Genomic DNA, 26,528 nt, shown 5'->3' with positions numbered 1-26,528 from the left:
GGCAGGTGAGCAACCAGACGGAGTGGTGGGCCTCGGTGACGTCCGACGAGAGCGCGGCCGACCTGTTCGGTGCCGAGCGGGTCGGGCACGCCCCGACGCCCCCGCAGGGCGGGACCGCACGCCGGTCACGGTCCGCGGGGCGGCGGCACGCGGAGCGCATGCGCAAGCAGCGCCGGCGCCGTTCGGTCGCCGTGCTGGTCGTGGCGCTCGTCATGGTCGCCGGTGCCGCCTACGTCGTGTTCTCCGTGCTCGGCGGGGCCGACCTGTTCGGCGGACGGGGGCAGTCGCAGGAGGCGCAGGTCGAGGACTTCCCGGGTCCGGGACGTCCGGGGGCGCCGCCCGTCGTCATCAACCCCGGTGACACCGGCGCCGCGATGGCGACGACCCTCGTGGAGGCGGGCGTCGTGGCGACCGCCGGCGCGTTCCTCGACGCGTACGAGGCGAACCCCGACGCCGCGTCGATCCAGCCGGGCACGTACCAGCTCCTGCTCGAGATGAAGGCGTCGGACGCGGTCCTCGCGCTGCTCGACCCGACGAGCAAGGTCTCGATGAAGGTCACGATCCCCGAGGGCTACACGGCGGCGCAGATCTTCGACCGGGTCAGCGAGGTGACGCTCCTGCCGGTGGACCAGGTGGCCGCCGCCGCAGCGGACCCGGCCGCGATCGGGCTGCCCGCCGAGGCCGGCGGCAAGGTCGAGGGCTGGCTGTTCCCGTCGACGTACCAGGTGGAGCCGGGTGCCGACGCGGCGTCCGTGCTGCGGCAGATGGTCGAGCGCACGGTGCAGGAGCTCACGAGCCGCGGCGTGCCGCAGGACCAGTGGGAGACCGTGCTGAACAAGGCCTCCCTCGTGGAGCGCGAGGCCCGGCACGACGAGGACCGGCCGAAGATGGCGCGCGCGATCCAGAACCGCCTCGACCGCGGCATGATCCTGCAGATCGACGCGGCAGTGGCCTACGGCCTCAACATCTCCGGGACCCAGCTGACGCGGGAGATGACGCGCGACGCGTCCAACCCCTACAACACCTACATGCACACGGGCCTCCCGCCCACGCCGATCGCGTCCCCGGGTGGCAAGTCGATCGACGCGGTGCTCAACCCCGAGCCGGGACCGTGGATCTTCTGGGTCGCGGTCAACCTCGACACCGGTGAGACCCGGTTCGCCGAGACGCACGAGGAGCACCTCGAGAACGAGGCCCTGCTGCGCCAGTGGCAGGCGGAGAACGAGGGGTGAGCCGGCCGCGTCGCTGCGCCGTCCTCGGCCACCCGGTCGCCCACTCGCTGTCCCCGGTCCTGCACGGTGCCGCGTACGGCGCGCTCGGGCTCGACGACTGGCGCTACGAGGTGCACGACGTCACCGAGGAGGCCCTGCCCGGGTTCCTCGAGGCGCTCGACCCCACGTGGGCCGGACTGAGCCTGACCATGCCGCTCAAGCACGCGGTGCTGCCGCTGCTCGACCACGTCGAGCCGCTCGCGCAGGTGGTGGGCGCGGTCAACACGGTGCTGCCGCAGGGTGCGGGTGCGCGCCGCACGCTGACCGGGGCCAACACCGATGTGCACGGCATCGTCGCCGCGCTGGGGGAGGCGGGCGTGACCGGGGGCGTGCGGTCGGCCGCGGTGCTCGGCGCGGGCGCCACGGCGGCGTCGACGCTCGCCGCGCTCGCCCAGCTCGGGTGCGCCACGCCGTCCGTGCACGTGCGCTCGGCCGCGCGCGCGGGCTCGCTGCTGCGGGCGGCCCACCGGATGGGGGTCGAGCCGGTCCTGCGACCGCTCGACGCGTCCGCCCCGGAGCTCGCGACGGCGGACGTGGTCGTGTCGACGCTGCCGGCGCGCGCGCCCGACGCGCTGGCGCCCGCCCTGCCCGACGCGGCGCGCGGCGTCCTCCTCGACGTCGTCTACGACCCCCGCCCGACGGCACTCGCACAGGCGTGGGAGGCCCGCGGCGGGCGCACGGTCGGCGGTGAGCGGATGCTGCTCCACCAGGCCGTCGAGCAGGTGCGCCTCATGACGGGTCGCCCGGCCCCGGTCGCGGCGATGGACGCCGCGCTGCAGGCGGCGCTCGCACCCGTCGTGCGCTGACGCCGCGCGCCGGCACCGTCGGCCGACCCCGCCGGCTGACGGCCGCCGCCGGGCGGGCAGGGCACCGGTCCGCCGTCACACCGACCCGGGCCACCGCCACGGTCGGGTGATGACGACCACCCGCCGTACGGGTGGTCGTCCGCCGACCCTCCCGGGGCTGCTCAGGCCCGCGTCGTCGCCTGCCGATGTCCCCGTTCGGGTGCAGCACCGGCGCACCCGACGAGGGTGGAGGGACGCGCGTGAAGCAGCTCGGGGAGATCCTGCTCGACGAGGGGCTCGTGTCGGAGGCGCAGCTCCTCGCCGCGATCGACGAGCAGGCGTCCATGGGGACGTCGCTCGGACGCACGCTCGTCGAGCTGGGGATCCTCAGCGAGGCCCAGCTCGTGCGCGCGCTCGCCGCGCAGGTCGGCATGGAGTTCGTCGACCTCGACGAGTACCCGGTGGACCGGACCGCGGTCGCGATGGTCCCGGCGTCGGTGTGCCGGCGGTACTCGGTGCTGCCGGTCGCGATCCGCAACGGCGCGCTCGTGCTCGCGACCGCGGACCCGGCGAACGTCGTCGCCGTGGACGACGTGCGGACGGTCGCGCGCGTCCCCGTCGTGCCCGTCGTGGCCACGTACGACAACGTGCTGCGCGCGATCGACCGGTTCTGCCGCGCGGACGACGAGATGGAGGACCTGTCCTCGGCGTTCGTCGAGGAGGCGCCCGAGCCCGAGGTCGACCTGTCCCGCATCGGCGACAGCATCGACGACGACGCGCCGATCGTCCGCTACGTGAACCTGCTCGTGACGCAGGCGATCACGGACCGCGCGTCGGACATCCACATCGAGCCGAGCGAGCACGACCTGCGGGTGCGTTACCGCATCGACGGCGTCCTGCACGAGATGCAGCGCTCGCCCAAGAACATCCAGGGCGGCGTCATCAGCCGCGTGAAGATCATGAGCGACATCGACATCGCCGAGAAGCGCAAGCCGCAGGACGGGCGCATGTCGGTCAACCACAACGGGCGCAAGATCGACCTGCGCGTGGCGACCCTGCCGACGGTGTGGGGCGAGAAGATCGTCATGCGCATCCTCGACAACTCGACCGCGAGCCTGGACCTGCGCGACCTGTCCTTCCTCGAGCACAACTACGAGACGTACCGCGAGTCGTACACCAAGCCCTACGGGATGATCCTGGTGACCGGCCCGACGGGGTCCGGCAAGTCGACGACGCTGTACGCGACGCTCAACGCGGTGTCGAAGCCGGACATCAACGTCATCACCGTCGAGGACCCCGTCGAGTACCGGCTGCCCGGGATCAACCAGGTGCAGGTCAACCCGAAGGCGGGTCTGACGTTCGCCGCCGCGCTGCGCTCGATCCTGCGCTCCGACCCCGACGTCGTGCTGCTCGGTGAGATCCGCGACCACGAGACCGCGCAGATCGCCGTCGAGGCGGCGCTCACGGGTCACCTCGTGCTCTCGACGCTGCACACCAACGACGCGCCGTCCGCCGTCACCCGGCTCACCGAGATGGGGATCGAGCCGTTCCTCGTCGGGTCGGCGCTCGACTGCGTCGTCGCCCAGCGCCTCGCGCGGCGGCTGTGCCCGAAGTGCAAGGAGCCCTACACGCCCACGCCCGGCGAGCTCGAGGCCGCGCGGTTCCCGTGGGTGCCGGGCGAGCCGATCCCCGAGCTGTTCCGCCCCGCCGGCTGCGTGGCGTGCTCGCGGACCGGGTACAAGGGCCGCCTCGCGCTGCACGAGGTCATGCGGGTCACCGAGGAGATCGAGCGGCACGCCGTCGCGCACGCGTCGTCCGCGGAGATCGGGGCGACTGCGGTCAGGCAGGGCATGCGGACCCTGCGCGACGACGGCTGGTTCAAGGTCGCCGCGGGCGACACGTCGCTCGAGGAGATCCTGCGGGTCGTCGCCTGACGGGCGCCGCGGACGGCGGCGGGTCTCAAGTCGGGACCGCGCGCGGCCGATGACGAACGTGCCGTGCACCGCTGCGGCGACGGCACACCGTGCTGGAGAGCCTGGAGGCAGACGACGTGACTGAGACCTACCGGCCGGCGTCGGGCGAACCGACGCGGCCCCTGCCGCCCTACCAGCCGGCGGGACCGGCTGCGGGGGAGGCGCGCCCCGTGCCGCCCGGGACGTACCAGCCCGTGCCGTCCCAGAGCCGGCCCTTCCCACCCACCGCGGCGCCGCCGCCGGCCGCCACGCCCGCGCCGCCGTTCGGTCCCGGCGCGCCGTACGCGCCGACGCCTGCGGGGACGCACCAGGCCGAGCCGGCCCGCCCTGCGGAGCCGCGGCCGGCCGCGCGCCCCGGTGCCACCGCGTCGGCGCGCGCCGGCATGGGCACCGCGCGCCACGAGGGCGACGTCTCGATCGACGAGGTGCTCATCGAGATGCACCGCCTCGGCGCGTCCGACGTCCACCTGACGGCCGGCTCCTCGCCGATGGTCCGCGTGTCGGGCGCGCTGCGGCCGCTGGAGCAGTTCGGCACGATGCTGCCCGACCCGCTGCGCCGCAGCGTGTACGCGATGCTGACGCAGAAGCAGCGCGAGCAGTTCGAGACGGCGCTCGAGCTCGACTTCTCGTACTCCGTCCGCAACGTCGCGCGGTTCCGCGTGAACCTGTACCAGCAGCGCGAGTCGATCGGCGCGGCGTTCCGCGTCATCCCCTACGAGATCAAGCCGCTCGAGGAGCTCGGCGTCCCGGCGTCGGTCGGCTCGTTCGCGGGCCTGCCGCGCGGGCTCGTGCTCGTGACGGGCCCGACGGGCTCCGGCAAGTCGACGACGCTCGCGTCGATCATCGACCTCGCGAACCGCACGCGCGAGGACCACATCATGACGGTCGAGGACCCCATCGAGTTCCTCCACCGGCACAAGAAGTGCATCGTCAACCAGCGCGAGGTGGGCGCCGACACCCACTCGTTCGCCAACGCGCTCAAGCACGTGCTGCGCCAGGACCCGGACATCATCCTCGTCGGCGAGATGCGCGACCTCGAGACGATCGGCGTCGCGCTCACGGCGGCGGAGACCGGCCACCTCGTGTTCGCCACCCTGCACACCCAGGACGCCGCCCAGACGATCGACCGCATCATCGACGTCTTCCCGTCGGGCCAGCAGGCGCAGATCCGCACCCAGCTCGCGGCGGCCATCCAGGGCGTCGTCTGCCAGACGCTGTGCAAGCGCGCGACGGGCACGGGGCGCGTCGTCGCGACCGAGGTGATGCTCGCGACGCCCGCGATCCGCAACCTCATCCGCGAGGGCAAGACGCACCAGATCTACTCGGCGATGCAGGCCGGCGCGGACGACGGCATGCACACGATGGACCAGCACCTGGCCGAGCTGGTCAAGCGCGGCAAGATCACGTACGAGGTCGGCCTGGACAAGGCCCACCACACCGAGGACTTCAACCGCCTCGTCGGGCGCACCGCGCGCGTGCGGCAGGGCGCCTCGTCCATCCAGGCCGGCGGGTTCGGCGGCATCCAGGGCGGGGGCCCCGCCACCATCGCGTCCCTCGGGGGGTACTGATGGCCGTCATGCGCACGTACGAGTACGAGCTGTCGGACCGCACCGGCAAGGTCGTCAAGGGACGGATCGACGCGCAGAACGAGGAGGCGGTCGCCAACCGCCTGCGCTCGATGGGCATGGCGCCCATCGCGATCACCGAGGTGTCCACCAGCGGCCTGAACACCGAGATCTCCATCCCCGGCCTCGGGGACCGGGTGAAGCTCAAGGACCTCGCCGTCATGGCGCGCCAGCTCGCGACGATGATCAGCGCGGGCCTGTCGCTGCTGCGCGCGCTGACGATCCTCGCCGAGCAGACCGAGAGCAAGCCGCTCGCGAAGGCGCTCGCGACCGTGCGGTCCGACGTCGAGACGGGCGGGGCGCTGTCCGAGGCGCTCACCAAGCACCGGGAGATCTTCCCGCCGCTCATGATCAACATGATCCGGGCGGGGGAGGTCGGCGGGTTCCTCGAGGACGCGCTGGTGTCGGTCGCGGAGAACTACGAGTCCGAGGTCAAGCTGCGGGCGCAGATCAAGTCCGCGATGACCTATCCCGTGATGGTGTTCGCGATGGCGGTGCTCGCCGTCATCGGCATGCTGCTGTTCATCGTCCCGATCTTCGAGCAGATGTTCACCGACCTCGGTGGTGCCTTGCCCGCACCGACGCAGTTCCTGGTGTTCCTGTCGGGGATCATGAAGTGGCTCGCACCCGTGCTCGCGGTCGCGGCCGTCGCCTTCGCGATCTGGTGGCGCAAGCACAAGAACGACGACGCCATCCGGTCCAGGGTGCAGCCCGCGATGCTGCGGGTCCCGGTGTTCGGGCCGTTGTTCAAGAAGGTCGCGATCGCGCGCTTCACACGCAACTTCGGCACCATGCTCGGCGCCGGCGTCCCCATCCTCCAGGCGCTCGACATCGTGGGGGAGACGAGCGGCAACTGGGTGATCGAGGTCGCCGTGCGGGACATCCAGCAGAGCGTCCGCCAAGGTCAGCCGCTCTCGGTGCCCCTGGCCAAGCACAGCGTGTTCCCCCCGATGGTCGTCCAGATGATCTCCACGGGTGAGGACTCCGGCTCGCTCGAGCAGATGCTGCACAAGGTCTCGGTGTTCTACGACGAGGAGGTCACCGCGACCACCGAGCAGCTCACGAGCCTCATCGAGCCGCTCATGATCGCGTTCCTCGGCGTCATCATCGGCGGCATGATCGTCGCCCTCTACATGCCGATCTTCTCGATCTTCGAGCTGGTCGAGTGACCCCTGCGGGCCGGTAGGTCGGCCGTCCGGGTGATTGGCGGACGGCGGCTCAAGCCCCGGCCCCCGCGCCCCGATGACCAGGACGCACGACCGAAACCGGCTGCTGCCGGACCTGAATCCCGACACCGAAAGCAGGGCACCAGCATGATCGCTCGCGTCCGCACGGCGATGGACAAGCGCGAGGGTGAGAAGGGCTTCACCCTCATCGAGCTCCTCGTCGTCATCATCATCATCGGCATCCTCGCCGCGATCGCCATCCCGGCGTTCCTCAACCAGCGCACGCGGGGCTGGGAGGCGCAGGTCGAGTCCGACCTGAAGAACGCGGCGCTCGCCGCCGAGACCTACGCGGTCAGCAACAACGGCTCGTACGTGGGCCTGACCCACACGGCCGGCACCACGGGCAAGTCGCTCAAGGAGAACGGCTACAACGCCACGGACCGCGTCTCGGTCACCGTGACGGGTGCGTCCGCCACGTCGTTCACGCTGTCGGCGCAGCACTCCGACCTGACGTCGAAGACGTGGACGTACAACAGCACGGACGGCGTCATCAAGGAGTCCACGTCGGGTGGCGGCACCCCGTGATCTCGGCCTGACCCGCACAGGGGTGTGGGGCGTCGCACGTGCGGCGCCCCACACCCCTGCGGTCCACCCCGCCGGCCACGGCCGGCACGGCACCACCCGTACGACCACTCGAGCACCGCCCGTCGACGAGCCCACGGAGGTCAGCTGTGCGCACCTGGTGGCACCGCCTGCAGCGCGTCCGCGCCGGTGACGAGGGCATCGGCCTGGCCGAGGTGCTCGTCGCGATGCTCCTGTTCGCGGTCGTCAGCACCGGGCTCGCGTACTCGATGCTCGGCGTGCTGCACCTCTCGCGCGACTCGCGCGTGCGCGCCATCGCGGCCAACCTCGCCGCCGAGGAGATCGACCTCGCGCGCGACACGCCGGACATCTTCGGCCTGCTGGACGAGACGCGTGACGTGACGGTCGGCTCGGACACCTTCCGCGTGCAGCGTCGCACGCAGTGGGTGTCCGACCCGGACACCGACTTCACCTGCGGCTCCGCCGGCGTCGGCTCGGCCCTGCGCTACAAGCGGGTCAACGTCACCGTGACCTGGAACGGCATGAAGGCCGGCGCGGAGCCCGTGCGCAGCGACACCGTGCTGAACCCCGAGAACCACATCAACGACCCGAGCAAGGGCACGATCCTGGTCTCGGTGCTGCGCGCCGACGGGACGGGGAACGAGGGCGTCACGGTGAGCGCGAGCCCGAGCGTCGGCAGCGTCATCGACACGACCGACGCGCAAGGCTGCACCTACGTGCTCCGCGTCAACCCCGGCAAGTACACCGTGACGGTGTCGCGGTCGGGCCACGTCAGCCAGGACCAGGTGGCGGCCCCGTCGCAGGAGGCCGTCGTCACGGCGAACGCGACCGCGTCGCTCGGCTTCCAGCTCGACCGCGAGGCGACGTACACGGCCCGCCTGGCGCCGCACGCGCCGGGCGCGGTCGCGATGCCCACCGGGGGCTCCCTCAAGGTGACCTTCCTCAGCACGTACGGACGCGCGACGCCGACCGCGTCGAGCGGCGGGGACAGCTGGCAGCGCAGCTACCGGCTGCACCCCTTCACCGCCGGCTACCAGGCGTACGCGGGGCAGTGCGAGGCCGCGGACCCGACGGCGTGGCCCGAGAGCGTCGTGGGGGGCCAGACGCTGCGGGGAGCGCTGCCGGAGAGCGTCGCCGCCGCGCCGGGCGGCACCGCCACCCTGGACGTGCCGATGGGTGTCGTCGAGATCAGCGGCGCCGGCGGTGACCGGTTCCTGCGCGCCGTGCCGGTCGACCCACCGGCCGGGAGCGGGCTGCCCGGGTGCACGACGAAGGTGGACCTCGGCTACGGGCAGGCGATCCCCTCGTCGCCCGCGTCCCGGGTCGCGGTCGCGCTGCCCTACGGGACGTGGCGGCTGTACTACGGGAACGCCGCCGCCAACGCGAAGACGCCGTTGCCCCTGAGCCGCGTGACGGTCCCCACGCCCAACGTCCCGGGTACGGTGACGGCGGTCGAGTCGGGCGGCGTCGTCGTCACCGTGGACCCCCGTCAGCCGGTGACCCCGTGACCCGGCTCATCGCGACCCGGCTCCGTGGCCACCACGACGACCGGGGCGTCACGCTGCCCGAGCTGCTCGTGACCATGCTGCTGATGTCGATCCTGTCCCTCATGGTCGTCGGCATGGTCGCCGGCTTCTCGCGCACCTTCGCGCGCGAGCGGGAGGCGACGGACTCGACCACCATCGCCTCGGCGGGCATGAAGGAGGTCACGCGCGTCGTGCGCGCCGCCACGGAGATCCGTCCGGCCGGCGAGCCCGACAACGTGCCGGCGTTCATCGACGCGAGGCCGAACGAGCTGACGCTGTACGCGTACATCGACACCGCGGCCGCCGCCCCGAAGCCCGTGAAGGTGCGGTTCTGGATCGACCCGCAGCGGCGGCTCATGGAGACGCGGTGGGTGACGACGTCGACGGCGTCGCCGTGGTCGTTCCCCGCGACGGGGGCGCCGACGACGGTCCGGCCCATCGCGCGGTCGCTGCCCGTGACCGCGCCGGCCGTCTTCGAGTACCTCGACAAGGACAACGAGCCGATGGCCATCCCGGCGGGCGGGTTCTCCGACGCGCAGAAGCGTCTGATCGCCGCCGTCCGCGTGACGCTGACGGTGCAGACCGACCCGACCGGGCGGGCCAAGGCAGTGACGATGCGGAACGCGGTCGGTGTCCCGAACCGCGCCCTGGACCGAGTGAGGGCGACCCCATGAGCCTGTCCCGCCTCCTGCGCACCCCGGCCGACGAGCGCGAGCGGGGGGCCGCGCTCATCCTCGTGCTGGGCATCACCGTGCTCGTCTCGGGCCTCGTCGTCGCCGCGATCGCGTACGCGACCGGCGCCGCCCGGCAGTCGCAGCGCGACCAGACGTGGAACGCCGCGCTCGCCGCCGCGTACGCCGGCGTCGAGGAGTACGAGAGCCGCCTCGCGGCCGACCTGACGTACTTCTCCTACGGCAACCCGGCCGCGCCGTTCAGCGCGACGAGCACCGTGAAGCTGCCGCCCGCCGCCAGCGCGAACCCCGCGTTCGGCCTCGGTCCGACCGGCACCTGGGCGACCGTGCCGGGCAGCAACGGCCAGGCGCAGTTCCGGTACGAGGTCGACAGCTCGTCCTTCTACTCCGACGGCATCCTGCGGCTGCGCTCGACCGGACGCGTGGGCCAGACGACCCGGACCATCGTCGCGGACCTCAAGCAGCTCGGCTTCATCGACTTCCTCTACTTCACCGACTTCGAGGTGTCCGACCCGCAGGCGAGGAACCCGGGCAGCACCACGAACTGCGCCATCTACTACCCGAGCTCGCGCCCCGGCTGCGACCCGATCTACTTCGGCGGCAAGGACGCGATCAACGGCCCGCTGCACACGAACGACGCGATCCAGACCAACGGGGCCGCGAAGTTCGACGGCAAGGTCACGACGAGCTACAAGGCGCCGTCCGGGAAGAACTACGTGCGCCAGTCCGGGACGGACCTGCCGGTCTTCAAGGAGTCCGACGACCCGGAGCAGATCGGCAAGATCGGGATGCCGGCGACGAACTCGCAGCTGCGCAAGGAGACGCGCCCGGACCTGCCGCAGGAGGTCCCGAACCCGGGGTGCCTGTACACGGGGCCGACCAAGATCACGTTCCACCCGGACGGCACGATGACGGTCGTCTCGCCGTGGACGAAGCACACCAACCCGGACGGGGCCGGGAAGGCGGGCGTCGCGGAGGCCAAGTGCGGGACGCCCGGCGACGCCGGTCTGGCCCGGCGGAGCGGCTCCGACTACGTCGGCGAGAGGATCCCGGTACCGGCGAACCTCGTGGTGTACGTGCAGAACGTGCCGAGCGTCAGCGGCGACGTGAACGCGACGTCGGGCAACCGGCCGCCGTACCCCGCCTGGGGTGGGTCGTCCTGCGCCACGAACAGCAACTCGATCGGGTTCCCCTACAAGGGCAGCAAGTCGTCGGAGACGGAGGTCCCGCCGTTCTCCAGCGCGTACTCGTGCAGGGCCGGGGACGTCTTCGTCCAGGGCACGCTGAAGGGCAAGGCGACCGTCGCGGCCGAGAACTACGTCTACGTCACGGGTGACATCGCGTACACCGACCGGGGCGAGGGCGGCGACATGCTGGGCCTCGTCGGCAACAACGCGGTCTGGGTGTGGAACCCGGTGAACTCCTCCGAGCAGACGCTGCTGGGCGACAACCGCCGCATCGACGCGGCGATCCTGTCGGTCGCGCACACCTTCATGGTGCAGAACTACGACAAGGACAAGGGCGACAACCGCGGCACGCTCTCCGTCTGGGGCGCCATCGCGCAGAAGTTCCGCGGCCCCGTCGGGACGAGCTCCGGCGGTGCGATGTCGACCGGCTACGCGAAGGACTACAACTACGACTGGCGCTTCCGGCAGACGGCGCCGCCGAAGTTCCTGTCGCCCGTCACCACCACCTACGGTGTCAACGTGTGGGTCGAGGTGGAGCCGGCGTTCGCCGCTGACGGGACGGCGCGGAGCTAGGTGTGACCCTCCCGCTCCTCGTCCTCGCGGCGGTCCTCGGGCTCGCCGTCGGGTCGTTCCTCAACGTCGTCGTCTGGCGGGTGCCGCGCGGTGAGTCCGTCGTGCGGCCGCCGAGCGCGTGCCCCCGGTGCGGGCACCTCATCCGTCACCGGGACAACGTGCCCGTGCTCGGCTGGCTGCTGCTCCGCGGCCGGTGCCGCGACTGCGGGGAGCCGATCGCGGTGCGCTACCCGCTGGTCGAGGCAGGCACGGCCGTGCTGCTCGTGGCCGCGACCGCCTGGACGCTGACGCGCGACGACGGGCTCTGGCTGCTGCCCGCGGTGGCCTACCTCGTCGCGATCGGCGTCGCGCTCGCGCTCATCGACCTCGACACGCACCGCCTGCCCGACGCGATCGTGCTGCCGTCGTACGTCGTCGTCGCGGTGCTCCTGGCCGTGGCGGCGGCCGGCACGGGCGACTGGGGCGCGCTGCTGCGCGCGGTCGTGGGCGGCGCCGCGCTGTGGACGTCCTACTTCCTGCTCGTCCTCGTCTACCCGCGCGGCATGGGCTTCGGCGACGTCAAGCTCGCCGGCGTGCTCGGCATGTACCTCGGCTGGGTGGGCTGGGGGGCGCTGCTCGTCGGCGCCTTCGCGGCGTTCGTGTGCGGGGGCTCTACGCGCTCGTCCTCGTCGCGCTCCGGCGTGCCGGGAAGGGGTCGGGCGTCCCGTTCGGGCCGTGGATGCTCGTCGGGTGCGCGCTCGGTCTCGTGCTCGGCGAGCAGCTGTGGCGCGGGTACCTCGACGCCGCGCTCCTGGTCTGAGCCCACCCGCGCGGGCGCGTCCTTCCCGACCGGTCGCGCCTGCGCGATCCGGGCTTGTGCTCAAGGCGTCGCCCCCGCACGCCGATAGAGCAGTCGTCGTCGCGCCGCACGAAGGGATGCCACGTGGCCAAGACACGTGTGATCGGACTGGACATCGGGACCACCCACGTCCGGGCCGCCGAGCTCGAGTTCGGGAGCGGGGGGCCGTCGATGACGGCCCGGCCGCGGCTCGTCCGCCTGGCCGTCGCCCAGCTGCCCCCGGCGCCGTGCGCGAGGGCGAGGTCGTGGAGCGCCAGACCGTCGGCAGCACCATCAAGCGGATGTGGGCCGAGCACAAGTTCAGCGGCAAGCAGGTCGTCATCGGCGTCGGGAACCAGCGCGTCGTGGTGCGCGACCTCGACCTGCCGGCGATGCCGATGGCGCAGGTGCGCTCGTCGCTGCCGTTCCAGGTGGCCGACCTCATCCCCGTCGCCGTCGACGACGCGATCCTCGACTACCTGCCCACCGGCGTGCGCCAGGGCGAGGGCGGGGACGTCATGCAGGGTCTGCTCGTGGCCGCCACGAAGGACACGGTCGGCGCCAACACGGCCGCCGTCGAGGTGGCGGGCCTGCGTCCGACGGTCGTCGACCTCAGCGCGTTCGCCCTCGCGCGCGTCATGGCGCGCGGTGAGGCGCTCGAGCACACGGTGGCCGTGCTGGACGTCGGCGCCCGGGTGACGACCGTGGCCGTGGTGACGCGGGGCGTGCCGCGCATGGTCCGCATGCTGCCGTCGGGCGGCCAGGACGTGACCGAGGCCGTCGCCGCGGCGCTGCAGATCCCGCTCGACCAGGCCGAGGTCGCCAAGCGCGCGATCGGCGTCGGCTTCGCGACCGCGCCCGAGCACCAGCGCGCGGCGGAGCAGATCACCACGGTCGTCTCGGCACTGGTCGAGGCCGTCCGCAACACGCTCGTGTACTACGCGAGCAGCCACCCCGGCGAGGGGGTCGAGCACGTGTTCCTCACGGGCGGCGCCTCGCACCTGCCGGGGCTCGGGCAGTACCTGTCCACGGCGACCCGCCTGCCGGTCAGCGCCGGGCAGCCCCTCGACAACGTCGAGGTCGCGCGCGGCGTGGCGTCCGACCGCCTCGCGGAGGAGCAGCACACGCTCGCGATCGCGCTCGGACTCGCGATGGGAGCAGCAGCATGAGCTCGATCCTCACCCGGTCCGTCGGGACGCGGCGGCCGGCGACGGTGGGCGTGCCGGCGGTGCCGCAGGTCAACCTGCTCCCGCCCGAGTACACCCAGCGCCAGCGCCTGCGGGGCCTCAAGCGGCGCCTGCTCGCGGTCCTCGTGGGCGTGGTCGCGTTCGCCGTCGTCGGCTACGGCGCGGCGGTCGTGTCGCTCAACGACGCGCGTGCGGAGCAGACCCGCGCCGAGGACGAGACCACGCGCCTGCTGCAGGAGCAGGCGAAGTACTCGGAGGTGCCCCAGGTGCTGGCCGAGCTGGACCGCGCCACGGCGGCACGGACGCTGGGCATGTCGACCGAGATCCTGTGGGCGCCGTACCTGCGCGCCGTGGGCACGGTCATGCCGGAGGGGGTCGGGCTCACCGCCTTCGCCATGGACGGGGCGACGCCGATGCTCGCGCCCGGCGCACCGGCCAGCCCGCTGGACGACCCGTCGGTGGCCACCCTCACCTTCACGGCGAAGGCGTCGCAGCTGGTCGACACCGCTGCCTGGACGGACGCCCTCAACGCCGTGCCCGGCTTCCACGGCGCGTGGGTGAGCAGCGCGACCGTCGAGGAGTTCGACGGCCAGCCCGTCTACGGCTACACGAGCCGCGTGCTCGTCTCGGCCGACGCCTACGCCGACCGCTTCGCCCCGGAGGAGTGACATGAACACGAAGTCCACCCCCTGGGTCGGCGGCACGATCGTGCTGTCCGTGCTCGTCGCGGCGCTCGCGTGGTTCCTCGCGATCTCGCCGACGCTCGCCTCGGCCGCGACGGCGCGCACGGAGACGGCCGCCGCCGAGGACCGGAACGCGCAGCTGCAGGCCCAGCTGGACCGTCTGGTGCAGCAGGCCGCGCAGCTCGACGCGACGAAGGCGGACCTGGCCGCCATCGGCCGTCAGATCCCCGGCGACGCGCAGATGGCGGAGTACACGCGCACGCTCCAGGCGGCGGCGGAGGCCACGGGCGTGACGATCGTCGGCCTGGACGCGTCCACGCCCGAGGGCATCGCACCCGCCGCCCCCGCCGAGGCCCCGGTCGCCGAGGCCGCGCCGGCGGAGGCGCCCGCGGAGGGGACGGAGGGCGGCGAGGCGCCGGCGGACGGCGCCGCCGACCCGGCGGCGGCCCCGGCGCCCGCCGGTCCCGCACCCGTCGAGGGCATGGCGGGCGTGCAGCTGAAGATCACGGTCGTCGGTCCGGTCCCCAACGCGCTGGCGTTCGTCGAGCAGCTCCAGACGGGCACCGAGCGGCTCTTCCTCGTGACGCAGTACTCGGGCAAGGGGCTGCAGGCAGCGGCACCGGAGAACGGACGCCCGGCGATCAACCAGGGCGACGTCGAGCTGCTGCTGACGGGGTACGTCTACGCGCTGGCCCCGCTCGACGGCGCGACCCCCGCGGAGCCCACCGAGGAGACCCCGCTCGCGCCGCTCCCGGCGGGCACCGACCCGCGCGTGGTCGCCGAGGCGGGCGCCGCCACGACGAGCTGAGCCCCGGACGCAGCACGCGGCCCGCACGTCCCCACGTGCGGGCCGCGTGCTGCTGTCCGCCGTAGGGACGCCGTGACGACCGGTCACGGCCACGTGGGAGGATCCCCCTCATGCTCCGTTGGTTGACGTCCGGCGAGTCGCACGGTCCCGCGCTCGTCGGCATCCTCGACGGCCTGCCGGCCGGCGTCCAGGTCCGCACCCCCGACATCCAGGCCGCGCTCGCGCGGCGCCGGCTGGGCTACGGCCGGGGCGCCCGGATGAAGTTCGAGCAGGACGAGGTCCGGCTGCTCGGCGGGGTGCGGCACGGCCTGACGCAGGGCGGCCCGGTCGCGATCGAGGTCGGCAACAGCGAGTGGCCCAAGTGGACCGACGTGATGTCCGCGGACCCGGTGCCGGCCGAGGCGCTGACGATCGACGCCGGTACCGGCGACGTGCGGGAGATCGCGCGCAACCGGCCGCTGACGCGGCCGCGCCCCGGCCACGCGGACCTCGTCGGGATGCGCAAGTACGGCTTCGACGACGCGCGCCCGGTGCTGGAGCGGGCGAGCGCCCGCGAGACCGCCACCCGCGTGGCGCTCGGCACGGTCGCCGCGCACTTCCTCGAGCAGGCCGCGGGCGTGCGGCTCGTCTCGCACGTCGTCGGCATCGGCCCCGTGTCGGTCCCGCAGGACGCGCCGGCGCCGACGCCCGACGACGTGGCCGCGCTCGACGCGGACCCGGTGCGGTGCTTCGACCCGCAGACGTCGGCCGCGATGGTCGCCGAGATCGACCAGTGCCACAAGGACGGGGACACCCTCGGCGGCGTCGTGGAGGTCCTGGTGCACGGGCTGCCCGCGGGCGTCGGCACGTACGTGCAGGCCGACCGGCGCCTCGACGCCCGCCTCGCCGCCGCCCTCATGGGCATCCAGGCCATCAAGGGCGTCGAGGTCGGCGACGGCTTCCGCACGGCGGCGCGCCGCGGGTCGCAGGCGCACGACGAGATCGAGCGCGACGCGACGGGCCGCATCGTGCGCCGCACGAACCGCGCGGGTGGCATCGAGGGCGGCATGTCGAACGGCGAGGTCGTGCGCGTGCGTGCCGCGATGAAGCCGATCTCGACCGTGCCGCGTGCGCTCGACACGGTCGACACGGCGACGGGGGAGCCGGCGAAGGCCCAGCACCAGCGCTCCGACGTGTGCGCGGTCCCGCCGGCCGCCGTCGTCGCCGAGGCGATGGTCGCGCTCGTCGTCGCGCAGACCCTGCTGGAGAAGACCGGCGGCGACTCGGTCGCGGAGGTCCGCCGCAACCTCGACGCCTACCTCGCGTCGGTGCCCGAGCTCCTGCGCTGAGCAGCTGACGCCGAGGTCGGTGCGGCGGCACGCCCGCCGCAGCGACCCCGGCACGGGCCGGTATCACCCGGCGCCCCCGGGTCCTCCTGTCCACGAGCCGCCGCTCCCGCGACGGCCGGACCAGGTCTGGGGGACCATGACGCTCGAACAGCACCGCCCCGACGCACACACCGCTCCGCGGACCGCCGAGCAGCTCGCGGCAGCGGGCACGTCCGCGCACGGCCTGGGCTACGGCAGAAGGCCCGCACGGGGCCACGGCTACGACCAGCGCGGGTTGCAGTACCTGCCCCTGTCGACGCTGCACGAGGGGCGCTTCGGCCGCATGTTCCGGCTGCCCCCGTACGTGCCGTCGGACGCCGAGATCCAGGACGTGGCCGCCCTCATGGAGGAGGGCCGGTCCGGCGGCGACCCGACGCTGGACAACCCGCGCATCCCGTCCGGCTACACGTACCTGGGCCAGTTCGTCGACCACGACCTGACGTTCGACCCCGTGTCGAGCCTGACCCGGCAGAACGACCCGGACGCCCTCACCAACTTCCGCAGCCCGCGCTTCGACCTCGACTGCGTCTACGGGCGCGGCCCGGCCGACGACCCGTTCCTGTACGACCAGGACAGCCAGGTCGCGGGGGCGGCCAAGCTCCTCGTCGGGTCGAACGGCCTCGACGACGACCTGCCGCGCAACAGCCAGGGGGTCGCGCTCATCGGCGACCCGCGCAACGACGAGAACACCTTCGTCAGTCAGCTGCAGCTGACGATGGTCAAGTTCCACAACGCGGTGATGGACCGCGTGCTGGACGACCCGCACCTGGCGCGGGGGAGCGAGACGCCGTTCGAGACCGCCCAGCGGATCGTGCGCTGGCACTACCAGTGGGTGGTGGTGCACGACTTCCTGCGCCGCACCGTCGGGGACGCGCTGTTCGCCCGGCTCCTGGACGAGAGCGAGGGGGTCCCGCGGCCGGTCCTGCGGCACTTCACGTGGCGCTCGGGGCCGTACATGCCGGTCGAGTTCTCCGTCGCGGCGTACCGGTTCGGGCACTCGCAGGTGCGGGGGCGCTACCGGCTGAACTCGGTCGTGGGAGCGCCCGACCCGGCCGACCCCGAGGCGGTGCCGGGACTGCCCACGTTCACGCCGCAGTCGGTCACCTCGGACCCGCTCGGACAGTTCGGCGGGTTCCGTCCGCTGCCCCGGTTCTGGACGGTCGAGTGGGCGCGCTTCTTCGAGGTGGACGGCGCGGGCAGCGACGCCCTGCAGCTCTCGCGGCGCATCGACACCCAGCTCGCGAACCCGCTCAAGGCCCTGCCGCCGGAGATCGGCGGCCAGGTCCCGTCCCTGACCCTGCGCAACCTCACGCGCGGTGCCCGCCTGCTGCTGCCCTCGGGCCAGGCGGTGGCGGCACGGATGGGCGCGGCGATGCTCACCGAGGACGAGATCGGGCTCGACGGCCGACCTGCACCCCTCTGGTACTACGTCCTGCGCGAGGCGCAGGTGCAGGCCGGTGGGGAGCACCTCGGCCAGGTGGGCGGGACGATCGTCGGCGAGGTGTTCCTCGGGCTGCTCGCGGCCGACCCGTCGTCATGGCTGCGCAACGAGCCGACGTGGCGGCCCTTCCTGGGCGAGGACGGCGACTTCGACGTGCCGGCGCTGCTGCGCGTGGCGGGGCACGGGCTCGGTCCGACCCCGGCACCGCGCGGGCCGGGCGACGAGCGCACCGACGACCGGCCGACCGACGGCGCCCCGCAGGGCGGCGTGCCGGGGGCGGCGTGCCGGCCTGACGCACGGGCACGACCGGTGGCGCCGGTGGTCCGTGGCACGGCCCGCGGACCACCGGCGCCCGCCCGCGCGTCGACGGCTACCCTGCCGTCCGTGCCCGCAGCGTCCCCACGTCCCCGTGTCGTGCTCGTCGGTCCGCCCGGGGCGGGCAAGTCGACCGTCGCCGCCGCGCTCGCCGAGCGCTGGCGGCTCGCGGTGCGGGACACCGACGCGGACGTCGAGCGGACCGCCGGCAAGCCGATCGGCGAGATCTTCGTCGACGACGGCGAGCCGCACTTCCGCGCGCTCGAGCGCGACGCCGTCCTCGCGGCCCTCGCGACGCACGACGGGGTGCTCGCGCTGGGGGCGGGGCGGTCCTGCACGAGGACACCCGGGCCGCGCTGGCGTCCTACCGGGACGCCGGCGGGGTGGTCGTGTTCCTCGACGTGTCGCTCGCGCACGCCGCGCCGCGGGTCGGGCTGAACCGCTCGCGCCCGCTGCTGCTCGGCAACCCGCGGGCCCAGTGGCAGGCGCTGATGGACGCCCGCCGCCCCGTGTACGAGGAGGTCGCCACCGTGCGGGTGCCGACCGACGGCGTGCGTCCGGCCGACGTGGCGGAGGCGATCGAGAAGGCCCTCGCCGACGTGCGCGTCGGCGACGGCGGCGAGGAGGAGCGGTGAGCACGACGGCGACGCCCGAGGGCGCGGGGACGCGCACGGTCACGGTGGCGGGGGAGCAGCCGTACGACGTGGTCGTCGGCCGGCACCTGCTGGCCCACCTGCCGGCGCTGCTCGGCACGTCGGTGCGGCGGGTGCTCGTCGTGCACCCCCCGACCCTGGCCGCGTCCGCCGACGCGGTCCGCGAGGACCTGCTCGCCCAGGGGTACGAGGTCTTCCTCGCCGAGGTCCCCGACGCCGAGGAGGCGAAGACCGCCCAGGTCGCGGCGTTCCTGTGGCAGGTGCTCGGGCAGGCGGACTTCACGCGCAGCGACGCCGTCGTGGGCCTGGGCGGCGGTGCGACGACCGACCTCGCGGGCTTCGTCGCCGCGACGTGGCTGCGCGGCGTGCGCGTCGTGCACGTGCCGACGACCGTGCTCGCGATGGTCGACGCGGCCGTCGGCGGCAAGACGGGCATCAACACGGCCGAGGGCAAGAACCTCGTCGGCGCGTTCCACCCGCCCGCGGGGGTGCTGTGCGACCTCGCGGCCCTGGAGTCGATGAACCGGCACGACTTCGTCGCGGGGCTGGCGGAGATCGTCAAGGCGGGCTTCATCGCCGACCCGCGCATCCTCGAGCTCGTCGAGGCGAACACCGCGCTGCTCACGGACCCCGTCGCCGCGGCGTCCTCACCCGTGCTGCTCGAGCTCGTCGAGCGGGCCGTCGCGGTCAAGGCGCGCGTGGTGGGGGAGGACCTGCGCGAGGCGGGGCTGCGCGAGATCCTCAACTACGGGCACACGCTGGGCCACGCGATCGAGCACGTCGAGCGGTACCGGTGGCGGCACGGCGCGGCGGTGTCCGTCGGCATGGTCTTCGCCGCCGAGCTCGCCCGCCTCGCCGGCCGGCTCGACGAGGACGTCGTCGCACGGCACCGCGCGGTGCTCACCTCGCTCGGCCTGCCCGTGACCTACCGCGGCGACCGCTGGGAGCAGCTGGTGGCGGCGATGCGCCGGGACAAGAAGACCCGCGGCGACCTGCTGCGGTTCGTCGTGCTCGAGGACGTCGGCCGGCCGGTGCGGCTGGAGGGACCCGACCCGACGCTGCTCGCGGCGGCCTACGCGGAGATCAGCGCCGACCCCGAACCGGGCCGCGGCGTCGTCGAGCTCTGAGCGCCAGGCTCAGGCCGCGCAGCCGGTGATCGCGTAGAGCGTCCCCGGCCCCGCGTGCAGGACCGGGGTGAGCGCGGAGGTCGGCAGGCGACGCGTCTGCGGGTCGACCGAGCCGGCACGCGCCACGGTGGGGTCGACGTACACGAAGCCCACTCCTAGGTCGTCCGCGACGGAGCACGCCGTACTGCCGGGGGCGAGCTCGTCGAGGTGGGTGCGCAGGTACCGCCATTGCGGGGTGTCGGCGGCGAACGGCGTGCGCGGCAGGACGTCGATCCCGGTCACCGCGAACAGGTGCGCGGTGCCCGAGAGCGCCGCCCCGACCACCACCGCGTCGCCGACGCGTCCGCGGTCGACGGTGGTGAGGGCGTCGAGCTCCGCGTCGCCCGCGACGGCGGTGGGGCCCGTGACGTGCCGGTCGCGCAGGTCCTGCGCGGTCGCGCCGGCGCCGAGCAGCCCGCACAGGACGGCGACGGCGACGACCGCCGGCGCGGGGGACCGCAGGGACGCGCGACCCGCCACCCGGCGCAGGCGCGCCGCGCCGGCGCGCGCCGTCGCACGCAGCCCGAGCGCCGCGAAGGGCACGAGGACCGCGGCCAGCACGGGGGCGATGCGGCGCGGCTCGCCGTACCAGGGGCGGTCCAGGTCGGTCAGCACCGGGACCGACGACATCGAGCAGGCGAGGAGCACGAAGGTCAGCGCGGCGGCCGCCGCCAGCGGCCGCGCGTGCGGGACGCGCCGCGACCACCACGCCGCGAGGAGCGCGACGACCACCACGGGTGCGGCGACGGGGAGCCCGACGCCCGTCGCCTTGACACCGAGCAGCTCGCCGAGGGCGCTCGCGAGCGGCAGCGGCGCGTCCGGCTCGAACCGCAGGACGCCGGACATGCGCGGGTGGGCCGACACGAGCAGCGCGGCCAGCGGCAGCGCACCGGCCCCCACGAGGACGGCGAGGCGCACCGGGTGCAGGGGCGGACGGGTGCGGACGGCCCGCGTGGCGACGGCCACGGCGGCCGGCAGCAGGACGACCAGGAGCGAGACGAGGCCCAGCGGGTGGGTGAGGGCGAGGCCGCCCGCGGCGACGACGGCCAGCCCGGCCGCGGCCCAGGTGCGGTCGCGGGCGGCGCGCAGCACGAGCGCGAGCACCGCCGGCAGCACGGCCAGCGCGACGCCGTTCGGCACCATGCCCCCGGAGCCGAGGGCGAGCTCGACGGGGACGGCGACGCCCGCGACGCTCGCGAGGGCCGCCCACGGCAGCAGGGCCGGCCGGCGGGGGAAGGTCGCCGCGGTCAGGGCCGTCGTGGCGAGCGGCCACACGACCACCGTGGCCACCAGGACGCTCACCAGGAACGTGACGGCGGGTGCCGTGTTGGGCAGCAGTGCCGTCAGGGCGTGCCACGCCGCGGCGTCGACCTCGCGCGGCTGCAGCGCCGGGTCGTTGACCGCGCTGACGTCGAGGCTGGACGCCGCCCCGGTGCGCCGCACGAGGGCGACGGCGTTGAGGTGCACCGGCACGTCGTAGCCGGACACCAGGCGGTCCGGTCGGCCGAGGGCGAGGGCGACGACGGCGGCCGGCAGCGCCGCGGCCGCGGGGAGCGCGACGCGCAGGGCGGTGGGGACGCGCCGGGGCGACCCCGGCACCTGTGCCGGGACCTGTGCCGGAACCTGCTCCCGGACCTGGGCGCGGGCGACCTGCTCCGCGTGGACCGCCGGGCGCGCGGTGCGCCGCACGGGCGCCCGGTCGACCCAGCGCCGCACCGCGAGCCCGGTGAGCGCGAGGGCGACGGTGCCGCCGGCGGCGACCGGCCACGACCAGGCCACGGGCAGGCCGCGCAGGAGCAGGGGGACCGCGCCGCAGACGGCCAGCGTCAGGACCGGCGCGGTGGCGAGCAGCCACAGGCGTCCGCGCACGCCCCACGAGGCGGCGACGAGCGTCCCGGGCAGCCACAGCGCGAGGAGGCCGACGGCGACGGTCGGGACCGCTGCCGTCCACGTCATGCCCTCGCATCGGACGGGACGACCGGGGACTTGAGGGAGGCGAACAAGGCTGTGACCTTGACCGTCCCGACACAAGGCGTCAACCTTGTCGCATGTTCGTGCTCACCATCGACCAGCGTGGCAGCCGCCGTGGCACCGACAGGGTGCCCGAGCTGCTCGCGCACCTGACGGACGCGCCCGGCCTCGTGCGGGGCTTCGAGCGCACCGTCGGCGACGAGGTGCAGGGCGTGCTCGACGACGCGCGCGACGTCGTCGAGCTGGTCCTCGACCTCGTCCGGGTCGGCGGGTGGAGCGTCGGCGTCGGGGCGGGCCCCGTCCACGAGCCGCTGCCGCCGTCGCCGCGCGCCGCGTCCGGGGAGGCGTTCGTGCTCGCGCGCGCCGCCGTCGAGGCGGCGAAGAGCCGGCAGCGCCCGGTGCCGCTCGCGGTCCGCGGCGTCGACGTCACGGCGGCCGCGGACGCCGAGGCCGTGCTCACGCTCCTCGGCGCGGTCGTGGTCCGCCGCACGGCGGGCGGCTGGGAGGCGGTCGACGCCGCCCGCGCCGGTGACGGCCAGGAGGTGGTCGCCCGGGCGCTGGGCGTCACGCAGCAGGCCGTCAGCCAGCGGCTGCGCGCCGCGCTGTGGGCGGAGGAGCAGGCCGTGCGACCCGTCGCGGCGCGTCTGTTGACGGCCGCGCAGGGCTGACGCCAGGGTCGTCGCGTGCACCCCGCCCTGCAGGCCCTCGTCTGGGTCACGGCCCTCGCCGTGTCGACCGGCGGCGGCTGGTACGCCACGCGCCTCGTCCTCGACCTCGCCTCGCGCTCCGCGGACGCCGGGCGCGACGTGCCGACCACGCAGGCGCAGGCGGGCCCGCTCACGCTCAGCGACGGACCAGAGGGCCCGGGTGCACGACGCGTCCTGCGCGGCGGCACGTGGATCGGCCTGCTCGAGCGGCTCGGCGTCACGGGGGCGATCCTCGCCGGGATGCCCGAGGGTGCCGCGATCGTCGTCGCGGTGAAGGGCCTGGGCCGGTACGCCGAGCTGCGGGACAACCCGGGGGCGTCGGAGCGGTTCGTCATCGGCACGCTCGCCTCCCTCGTGTGGGCGTCGCTCGTGGGGTTCGCCGGCCGCCTGCTCCTCGCATGACGCCCGCCTGACGCGCCCGCCCCTCACGCGCCCCGCGCCCCGCGCGCCGCGCCCGGGAGCGCGTCGTCCCCGACCCGGTACGATGGACGACGGCCCGCGGCCGGGTGGTCGTCCCGTCGGCGCGCTGCCCCCGGTCCCACCGGGGCCAGGCGCCGCGCAGGACCCGCCGCCGAGGGTGCCCGGCGCACGCGCGCCGCACGCGCCGAGCCCGGCGCGCACGCCGACCACCGACTGGGAGAACGACGCTCGTGGCGACCACCAACGACCTGAAGAACGGCACCGTGCTGCGCATCGACGGCCAGCTGTGGACCGTCATCGAGTTCCAGCACGTCAAGCCCGGCAAGGGTGGCGCGTTCGTCCGCACCAAGCTGAAGAACGTGCTCTCCGGCAAGGTCGTCGACCGCACGTTCAACGCCGGCGTCAAGGTCGAGACGGCGAACGTCGACAAGCGCGACATGCAGTACCTGTACAAGGACGGCGACGACTTCGTGTTCATGGACACGGACACGTACGACCAGCTCCACGTCCCGGCCGCGACGGTCGGCTCGGCCGCGAACTTCATGCTCGAGTCGCAGACCGCGCTCGTCGCCACGAACGAGGGCGTCCCGCTCTACGTCGAGCTCCCGCCGTCGGTGGTCCTCGAGGTCACGTACACCGAGCCCGGCCTGCAGGGCGACCGCTCGTCGGCCGGCACGAAGCCGGCCACGCTCGAGACCGGCTACGAGATCCAGGTGCCGCTGTTCCTCGAGGCGAACACGAAGGTCAAGGTTGACACGCGCGACGGGTCGTACCTCGGCCGCGTGAACGACTGACGTGGGCGCCCGGACCAAGGCGCGCAAGCGCGCGCTCGACGTGCTGTTCGAGGCGGACCAGCGCGGCGTCGCGGTCGGCGAGCTCCTCGCGCGGCGCGTCGTCGAGCCGGGCGCCGAGACGGCGCTGCCGCAGTACAGCGTCGACATCGTCGAGGGCGTGCTCGCCCACCTCGAGCGCATCGACGAGGTGCTGGCGACGCACGCGCACGGCTGGACGATCGCGCGCATGCCCGCGGTCGACCGCGCGCTCCTGCGCGTCGGCACCTGGGAGATCCTGTACAACGACGACGTGCCCGACGCGGTCGCGGTCGACGAGGCCGTCCACCTGGCCCGCGAGCTGTCGACCGACGAGTCGCCGTCGTTCGTCAACGGTCTGCTCGGGCGCATCGTCGAGCTGAAGCCGACGCTGCTGGCCTGACCGCCGCACCACGACGCGGGCGGTGCGACCCCACCGGGTCGCACCGCCCGCGTCGTCGTCCTGGAGCCTGTCCGTCGTCCCTAGAGCATGTCCGGCGGGTGGGTGTCGATGCCGCCGACGACGCGCAGCGGGCGCGGCACGGTGCGGCTGCGCGGACGGCGCGGCAGGTCCGAGCGGGGCGTCGGCCGCGCACCGCGCACCGGCAGCCCCGGCGCCGGCCGGCCCACGAACATGCCCTGCGCCTGCCGCACGCCGAGCTCGACGAGGACCTGCAGGTCGCCCGCGGACTCCACGCCCTCCGCCACGACGTCGAGCCCGTGGTGCTCCGCGAGCGCGACGATCGCCCGCACCGGCCCGGCGCCGCGGGGCGTGCGCACCTCCCGCACGAACGACCGGTCGATCTTCAGCACGTCGACGGGGAGCCGGGCGAGGCGCGCCAGCGAGCTGAACCCGGTGCCGAAGTCGTCGAGCGCGATGCGCGCGCCCCGTGCGCGCAGCTCCGAGAGCACGGGCACGGCCGTCGTGGTGCGCAGCATCGTGCTCTCGGTGATCTCCACCGTCAGGTGCTCCCACAGGCCGCCGCCCCACGCCTCGTCGATGCGCTCGAGGACGTCCGCCTCGTGCAGCTCGCGCGCCGAGAGGTTGACGGCCACCGGCATCTGGTGGCGGTCCAGGGCGCGGCGCGCCTGACGGAACATCGCGTGCCCGATCGGCACGACCAGGCCCGTCTGCTCGGCCAGTGCGAGCCAGTGCTCGGGCAGCACGACCTTGTCGCCCTCCTGCCAGCGGGCGAGGGCCTCGAGACCGACGACCTCGAGGCTGCGCGCGTCGACGATCGGCTGGAACCACGCCGTGATGCGGTCCTCCGCGACGGCGCGCTCGAGCGCGGCGCGCAGCCGGCGGGAGTCCTCCGCGCGGGCGCGCAGCGCCGAGTCGAAGACGCGGTGGCCGCTGCGCGCGCGCTTGGCCTCGAGCATCGCGTCGTCGGCGTGCCGCAGCAGGGCGTCGGCGTCGACGACCTCCTCGGGGTTCCACGTCGCGACGCCGCACGTCAGGTGCGGGCCCGCAGGGCTGCCGACGCGCGCGTCGAAGCCGGCGCGCAGCCGGCGGGCGAGGTCCGCGAGGTCGGCGTCCTCGGGCGCCCGGGAGACGACGACCGCGAACTCGTCCCCGGCGAGGCGGGCGACGTACGTCTCGCTGTCGCTCCACGTGCGCAGGTAGTCGGCGGTCCGGCGCAGCAGCTCGTCGCCCTGCGCGTGCCCCTGCCGGTCGTTGACGTCCTTGAAGCCGTCGATGTCGCAGTACAGGACGGACACGCGTGTGCGCTCGACGGCCGCCCGCTCGAGCGTGTCGTGCAGGTACCGGTCGGCGGCGCGCCGGTTCGGCAGGCCCGTGAGCGCGTCCGTCTCGGCGGCCCGGGAGAGCCGGTCGGTGAGCGCGTAGCGCTCGGCGGCGGAGGCCACCACGACGGAGAGGTCGACGAGGAACGTCCGCTCGTGCGGGGCGAGCCGCGCGGGGTCGGGCGGGAACAGCTCCGCGACGAACCGGTCGCGCTGCAGCGGTCGCAGGGAGCCCTCGATGCCCGGCTCGTCGAGGACGGCGCGAGCCGCCTCGCAGGCCTGCTCGAGCAGCGCGTCCGCGTCCCGGCTGAACCACGCCGCGTTCGTGACCGCCGCCAGCGCGTCGCGCATCTGCTCGCGTCGCCGCGCCGTGAGCTGCGAGCGCAGCAGCCGCACGAACGCGAGCGACTCCAGCCCGACGGCGAGGGGGAGGGGCCACAGCGCCCCGAGCGCCGCCGCGTGCACGACGCCGGGCAGGACGAGCCCGACGGTGAGCAGGACGACGGACAGCGAGGCCGCGGCCACGAGCAGCCAGCCGACGCCGGTGATCCGGGCGGCGCCGAGCGCCGCCACGACGTACCCGACGGTGACCGCGAGGGCGACGAAGAGCAGCCCGGCGGCCATGGCCCGGCCGGACGGGTCCCCGTCCTCGGCGGCGCGCACGGCGGGCGCCCACAGCAGCGCGCGGACGGCCAGGAGGCCGGCGGCGACGACGACCCACGGCGTCAGGCGGGGGCCCTTGCCCCCGAAGGCGCGGGTGGCCGGCAGGCACAGCAGGACCACCGCGGCGACGAGCTGCGCGTGCACGAACCCGAGCGCCTCGCGCGCCGGCGCGGACTGCGCGACGTCCCGGACGCCCGCCGTGAGCAGCATGAGCGACATGGCCGCCGAGAGCGCGACCGCCCACTGCGAGCCGTCCTCGCGCAGGGAGCCGCGCCACCACACCCACTGGAGCACGCAGAAGCCACCCACCAGCCCGGCAGCGAGGAGCTGCAGGACGGTGGTCCACAGCGGTACGTCACCGAGCACGTCTTCCGCAT

The 26,528-nt window shown here is 74.3% G+C and carries 21 protein-coding genes and 1 pseudogene; 20 read left to right on the top strand and 2 right to left on the bottom strand.

Annotated features, from left to right (window positions below):
- Positions 1–5 precede the first annotated feature (5 nt).
- From mltG to aroB, 16 genes and pseudogenes are all read left to right on the top strand, one after another.
- Positions 6–1,232 carry an endolytic transglycosylase MltG gene (mltG, locus tag GC089_RS09205; protein ID WP_155377441.1) on the top strand — a complete coding sequence of 409 codons (1,227 nt, stop codon included), beginning with the start codon at positions 6–8 and terminating at the stop codon, positions 1,230–1,232.
- Positions 1,229–2,077, top strand: a complete 849-nt coding sequence (locus GC089_RS09200; RefSeq protein WP_155377440.1) for a shikimate dehydrogenase — start codon at positions 1,229–1,231, stop codon at positions 2,075–2,077. The genes mltG and GC089_RS09200 overlap by 4 nt, the downstream gene beginning before the upstream one ends.
- Before the next feature lie 239 nt (positions 2,078–2,316).
- Complete coding sequence (locus GC089_RS09195; protein WP_155377439.1) at positions 2,317–3,990, top strand: GspE/PulE family protein; 1,674 nt, start codon at positions 2,317–2,319, stop codon at positions 3,988–3,990.
- A gap of 116 nt (positions 3,991–4,106) precedes the next feature.
- Positions 4,107–5,597 (top strand): type IV pilus twitching motility protein PilT, encoded by a 1,491-nt coding sequence (locus GC089_RS09190; RefSeq protein ID WP_155377438.1) that lies wholly within the window; start codon positions 4,107–4,109, stop codon positions 5,595–5,597.
- Positions 5,597–6,823: a type II secretion system F family protein gene (locus tag GC089_RS09185; RefSeq protein ID WP_155377437.1), complete on the top strand. Its 1,227-nt coding sequence runs from the start codon at positions 5,597–5,599 to the stop codon at positions 6,821–6,823. The genes GC089_RS09190 and GC089_RS09185 overlap by 1 nt, the downstream gene beginning before the upstream one ends.
- A 144-nt stretch (positions 6,824–6,967) precedes the next feature.
- Complete coding sequence (locus GC089_RS20040; RefSeq protein ID WP_155377436.1) at positions 6,968–7,405, top strand: prepilin-type N-terminal cleavage/methylation domain-containing protein; 438 nt, start codon at positions 6,968–6,970, stop codon at positions 7,403–7,405.
- Between the two features lie 146 nt (positions 7,406–7,551).
- The gene (locus GC089_RS18430) at positions 7,552–8,931 is read left to right on the top strand and encodes a type II secretion system protein (protein ID WP_196250671.1); all 1,380 of its coding nucleotides are present in this window, start codon (positions 7,552–7,554) and stop codon (positions 8,929–8,931) included.
- Positions 8,928–9,623, top strand: a complete 696-nt coding sequence (locus tag GC089_RS09175) for a type II secretion system protein J (protein ID WP_196250876.1) — start codon at positions 8,928–8,930, stop codon at positions 9,621–9,623. The genes GC089_RS18430 and GC089_RS09175 overlap by 4 nt, the downstream gene beginning before the upstream one ends.
- The gene (locus GC089_RS09170) at positions 9,620–11,401 is read left to right on the top strand and encodes a hypothetical protein (RefSeq protein WP_155377434.1); all 1,782 of its coding nucleotides are present in this window, start codon (positions 9,620–9,622) and stop codon (positions 11,399–11,401) included. The genes GC089_RS09175 and GC089_RS09170 overlap by 4 nt, the downstream gene beginning before the upstream one ends.
- A 2-nt stretch (positions 11,402–11,403) precedes the next feature.
- Positions 11,404–12,288, top strand: a complete 885-nt coding sequence (locus tag GC089_RS09165; RefSeq protein ID WP_370514099.1) for an A24 family peptidase — start codon at positions 11,404–11,406, stop codon at positions 12,286–12,288.
- 178 nt (positions 12,289–12,466) lie between these two features.
- A complete protein-coding gene (gene pilM, locus GC089_RS09160) occupies positions 12,467–13,387 on the top strand; it encodes a type IV pilus assembly protein PilM (RefSeq protein ID WP_230685168.1) in 921 nt (306 codons plus the stop codon).
- The gene (locus GC089_RS09155) at positions 13,384–14,073 is read left to right on the top strand and encodes a fimbrial assembly protein (protein ID WP_155377433.1); all 690 of its coding nucleotides are present in this window, start codon (positions 13,384–13,386) and stop codon (positions 14,071–14,073) included. The genes pilM and GC089_RS09155 overlap by 4 nt, the downstream gene beginning before the upstream one ends.
- Before the next feature lies 1 nt (position 14,074).
- The gene (locus GC089_RS09150; protein ID WP_155377432.1) at positions 14,075–14,896 is read left to right on the top strand and encodes a hypothetical protein; all 822 of its coding nucleotides are present in this window, start codon (positions 14,075–14,077) and stop codon (positions 14,894–14,896) included.
- A gap of 110 nt (positions 14,897–15,006) precedes the next feature.
- Entirely contained in the window at positions 15,007–16,224 is a 1,218-nt protein-coding gene (gene aroC / locus GC089_RS09145) for a chorismate synthase (protein ID WP_155377431.1), read from the top strand.
- 136 nt (positions 16,225–16,360) lie between these two features.
- A pseudogene (locus GC089_RS20035) lies at positions 16,361–18,654 on the top strand (shikimate kinase).
- Positions 18,651–19,799, top strand: a complete 1,149-nt coding sequence (gene aroB, locus GC089_RS09130) for a 3-dehydroquinate synthase (RefSeq protein WP_155377430.1) — start codon at positions 18,651–18,653, stop codon at positions 19,797–19,799. Before GC089_RS20035 ends, aroB begins: the two are co-directional and overlap by 4 nt.
- Before the next feature lie 9 nt (positions 19,800–19,808).
- Here aroB and GC089_RS09125 read toward each other — a convergent pair whose 3' ends face one another.
- Positions 19,809–21,794 carry a DUF6541 family protein gene (locus tag GC089_RS09125; protein ID WP_155377429.1) on the bottom strand — a complete coding sequence of 662 codons (1,986 nt, stop codon included), beginning with the start codon at positions 21,792–21,794 and terminating at the stop codon, positions 19,809–19,811.
- 92 nt (positions 21,795–21,886) lie between these two features.
- Here GC089_RS09125 and GC089_RS09120 point away from each other — a divergent pair, with 92 nt between their 5' ends.
- The 4 genes from GC089_RS09120 (at position 21,887) to nusB (ending at position 24,148) form a co-directional block, all read left to right on the top strand.
- On the top strand, positions 21,887–22,477 hold the full coding sequence (locus GC089_RS09120) for a hypothetical protein (protein WP_155377428.1): 591 nt from the start codon (positions 21,887–21,889) through the stop codon (positions 22,475–22,477).
- A 15-nt stretch (positions 22,478–22,492) separates the two neighbouring features.
- Positions 22,493–22,918, top strand: a complete 426-nt coding sequence (locus GC089_RS09115; protein WP_155377427.1) for a hypothetical protein — start codon at positions 22,493–22,495, stop codon at positions 22,916–22,918.
- Positions 22,919–23,166: 248 nt separating this feature from the next.
- Positions 23,167–23,730 carry an elongation factor P gene (gene efp / locus GC089_RS09110; protein ID WP_155377426.1) on the top strand — a complete coding sequence of 188 codons (564 nt, stop codon included), beginning with the start codon at positions 23,167–23,169 and terminating at the stop codon, positions 23,728–23,730.
- Position 23,731: 1 nt separating this feature from the next.
- Positions 23,732–24,148: a transcription antitermination factor NusB gene (gene nusB, locus GC089_RS09105; RefSeq protein WP_155377425.1), complete on the top strand. Its 417-nt coding sequence runs from the start codon at positions 23,732–23,734 to the stop codon at positions 24,146–24,148.
- Between the two features lie 80 nt (positions 24,149–24,228).
- On the opposite strand, the gene GC089_RS09100 is transcribed toward nusB, so the two are convergent.
- Positions 24,229–26,517: a bifunctional diguanylate cyclase/phosphodiesterase gene (locus GC089_RS09100; RefSeq protein ID WP_230685167.1), complete on the bottom strand. Its 2,289-nt coding sequence runs from the start codon at positions 26,515–26,517 to the stop codon at positions 24,229–24,231.
- Between the last annotated feature and the right edge of the window lie 11 nt (positions 26,518–26,528).

It is taken from the genome of Cellulomonas sp. JZ18 (genome assembly GCF_009720485.1).
GTDB lineage: Bacteria > Actinomycetota > Actinomycetes > Actinomycetales > Cellulomonadaceae > Cellulomonas.
Note: the sequence above shows the minus strand (reverse complement) of the source record. Positions and strands in the feature narration are given on the sequence as shown.

What these genes read in the sequence shown, in the direction of transcription:
- GC089_RS20040 (WP_155377436.1), top strand. Translation starts at nt 6,968, where the DNA reads ATGATCGCTCGCGTCCGCACGGCGATGGACAAGCGCGAGGGTGAGAAG.
- GC089_RS09185 (WP_155377437.1), top strand. Translation starts at nt 5,597, where the DNA reads ATGGCCGTCATGCGCACGTACGAGTACGAGCTGTCGGACCGCACCGGC.
- GC089_RS09120 (WP_155377428.1), top strand. Translation starts at nt 21,887, where the DNA reads ATGTTCGTGCTCACCATCGACCAGCGTGGCAGCCGCCGTGGCACCGAC.
- GC089_RS09170 (WP_155377434.1), top strand. Translation starts at nt 9,620, where the DNA reads ATGAGCCTGTCCCGCCTCCTGCGCACCCCGGCCGACGAGCGCGAGCGG.
- GC089_RS09150 (WP_155377432.1), top strand. Translation starts at nt 14,075, where the DNA reads ATGAACACGAAGTCCACCCCCTGGGTCGGCGGCACGATCGTGCTGTCC.
- GC089_RS09125 (WP_155377429.1), bottom strand. Translation starts at nt 21,794, where the DNA reads ATGACGTGGACGGCAGCGGTCCCGACCGTCGCCGTCGGCCTCCTCGCG.
- GC089_RS09155 (WP_155377433.1), top strand. Translation starts at nt 13,384, where the DNA reads ATGAGCTCGATCCTCACCCGGTCCGTCGGGACGCGGCGGCCGGCGACG.
- aroC (WP_155377431.1), top strand. Translation starts at nt 15,007, where the DNA reads ATGCTCCGTTGGTTGACGTCCGGCGAGTCGCACGGTCCCGCGCTCGTC.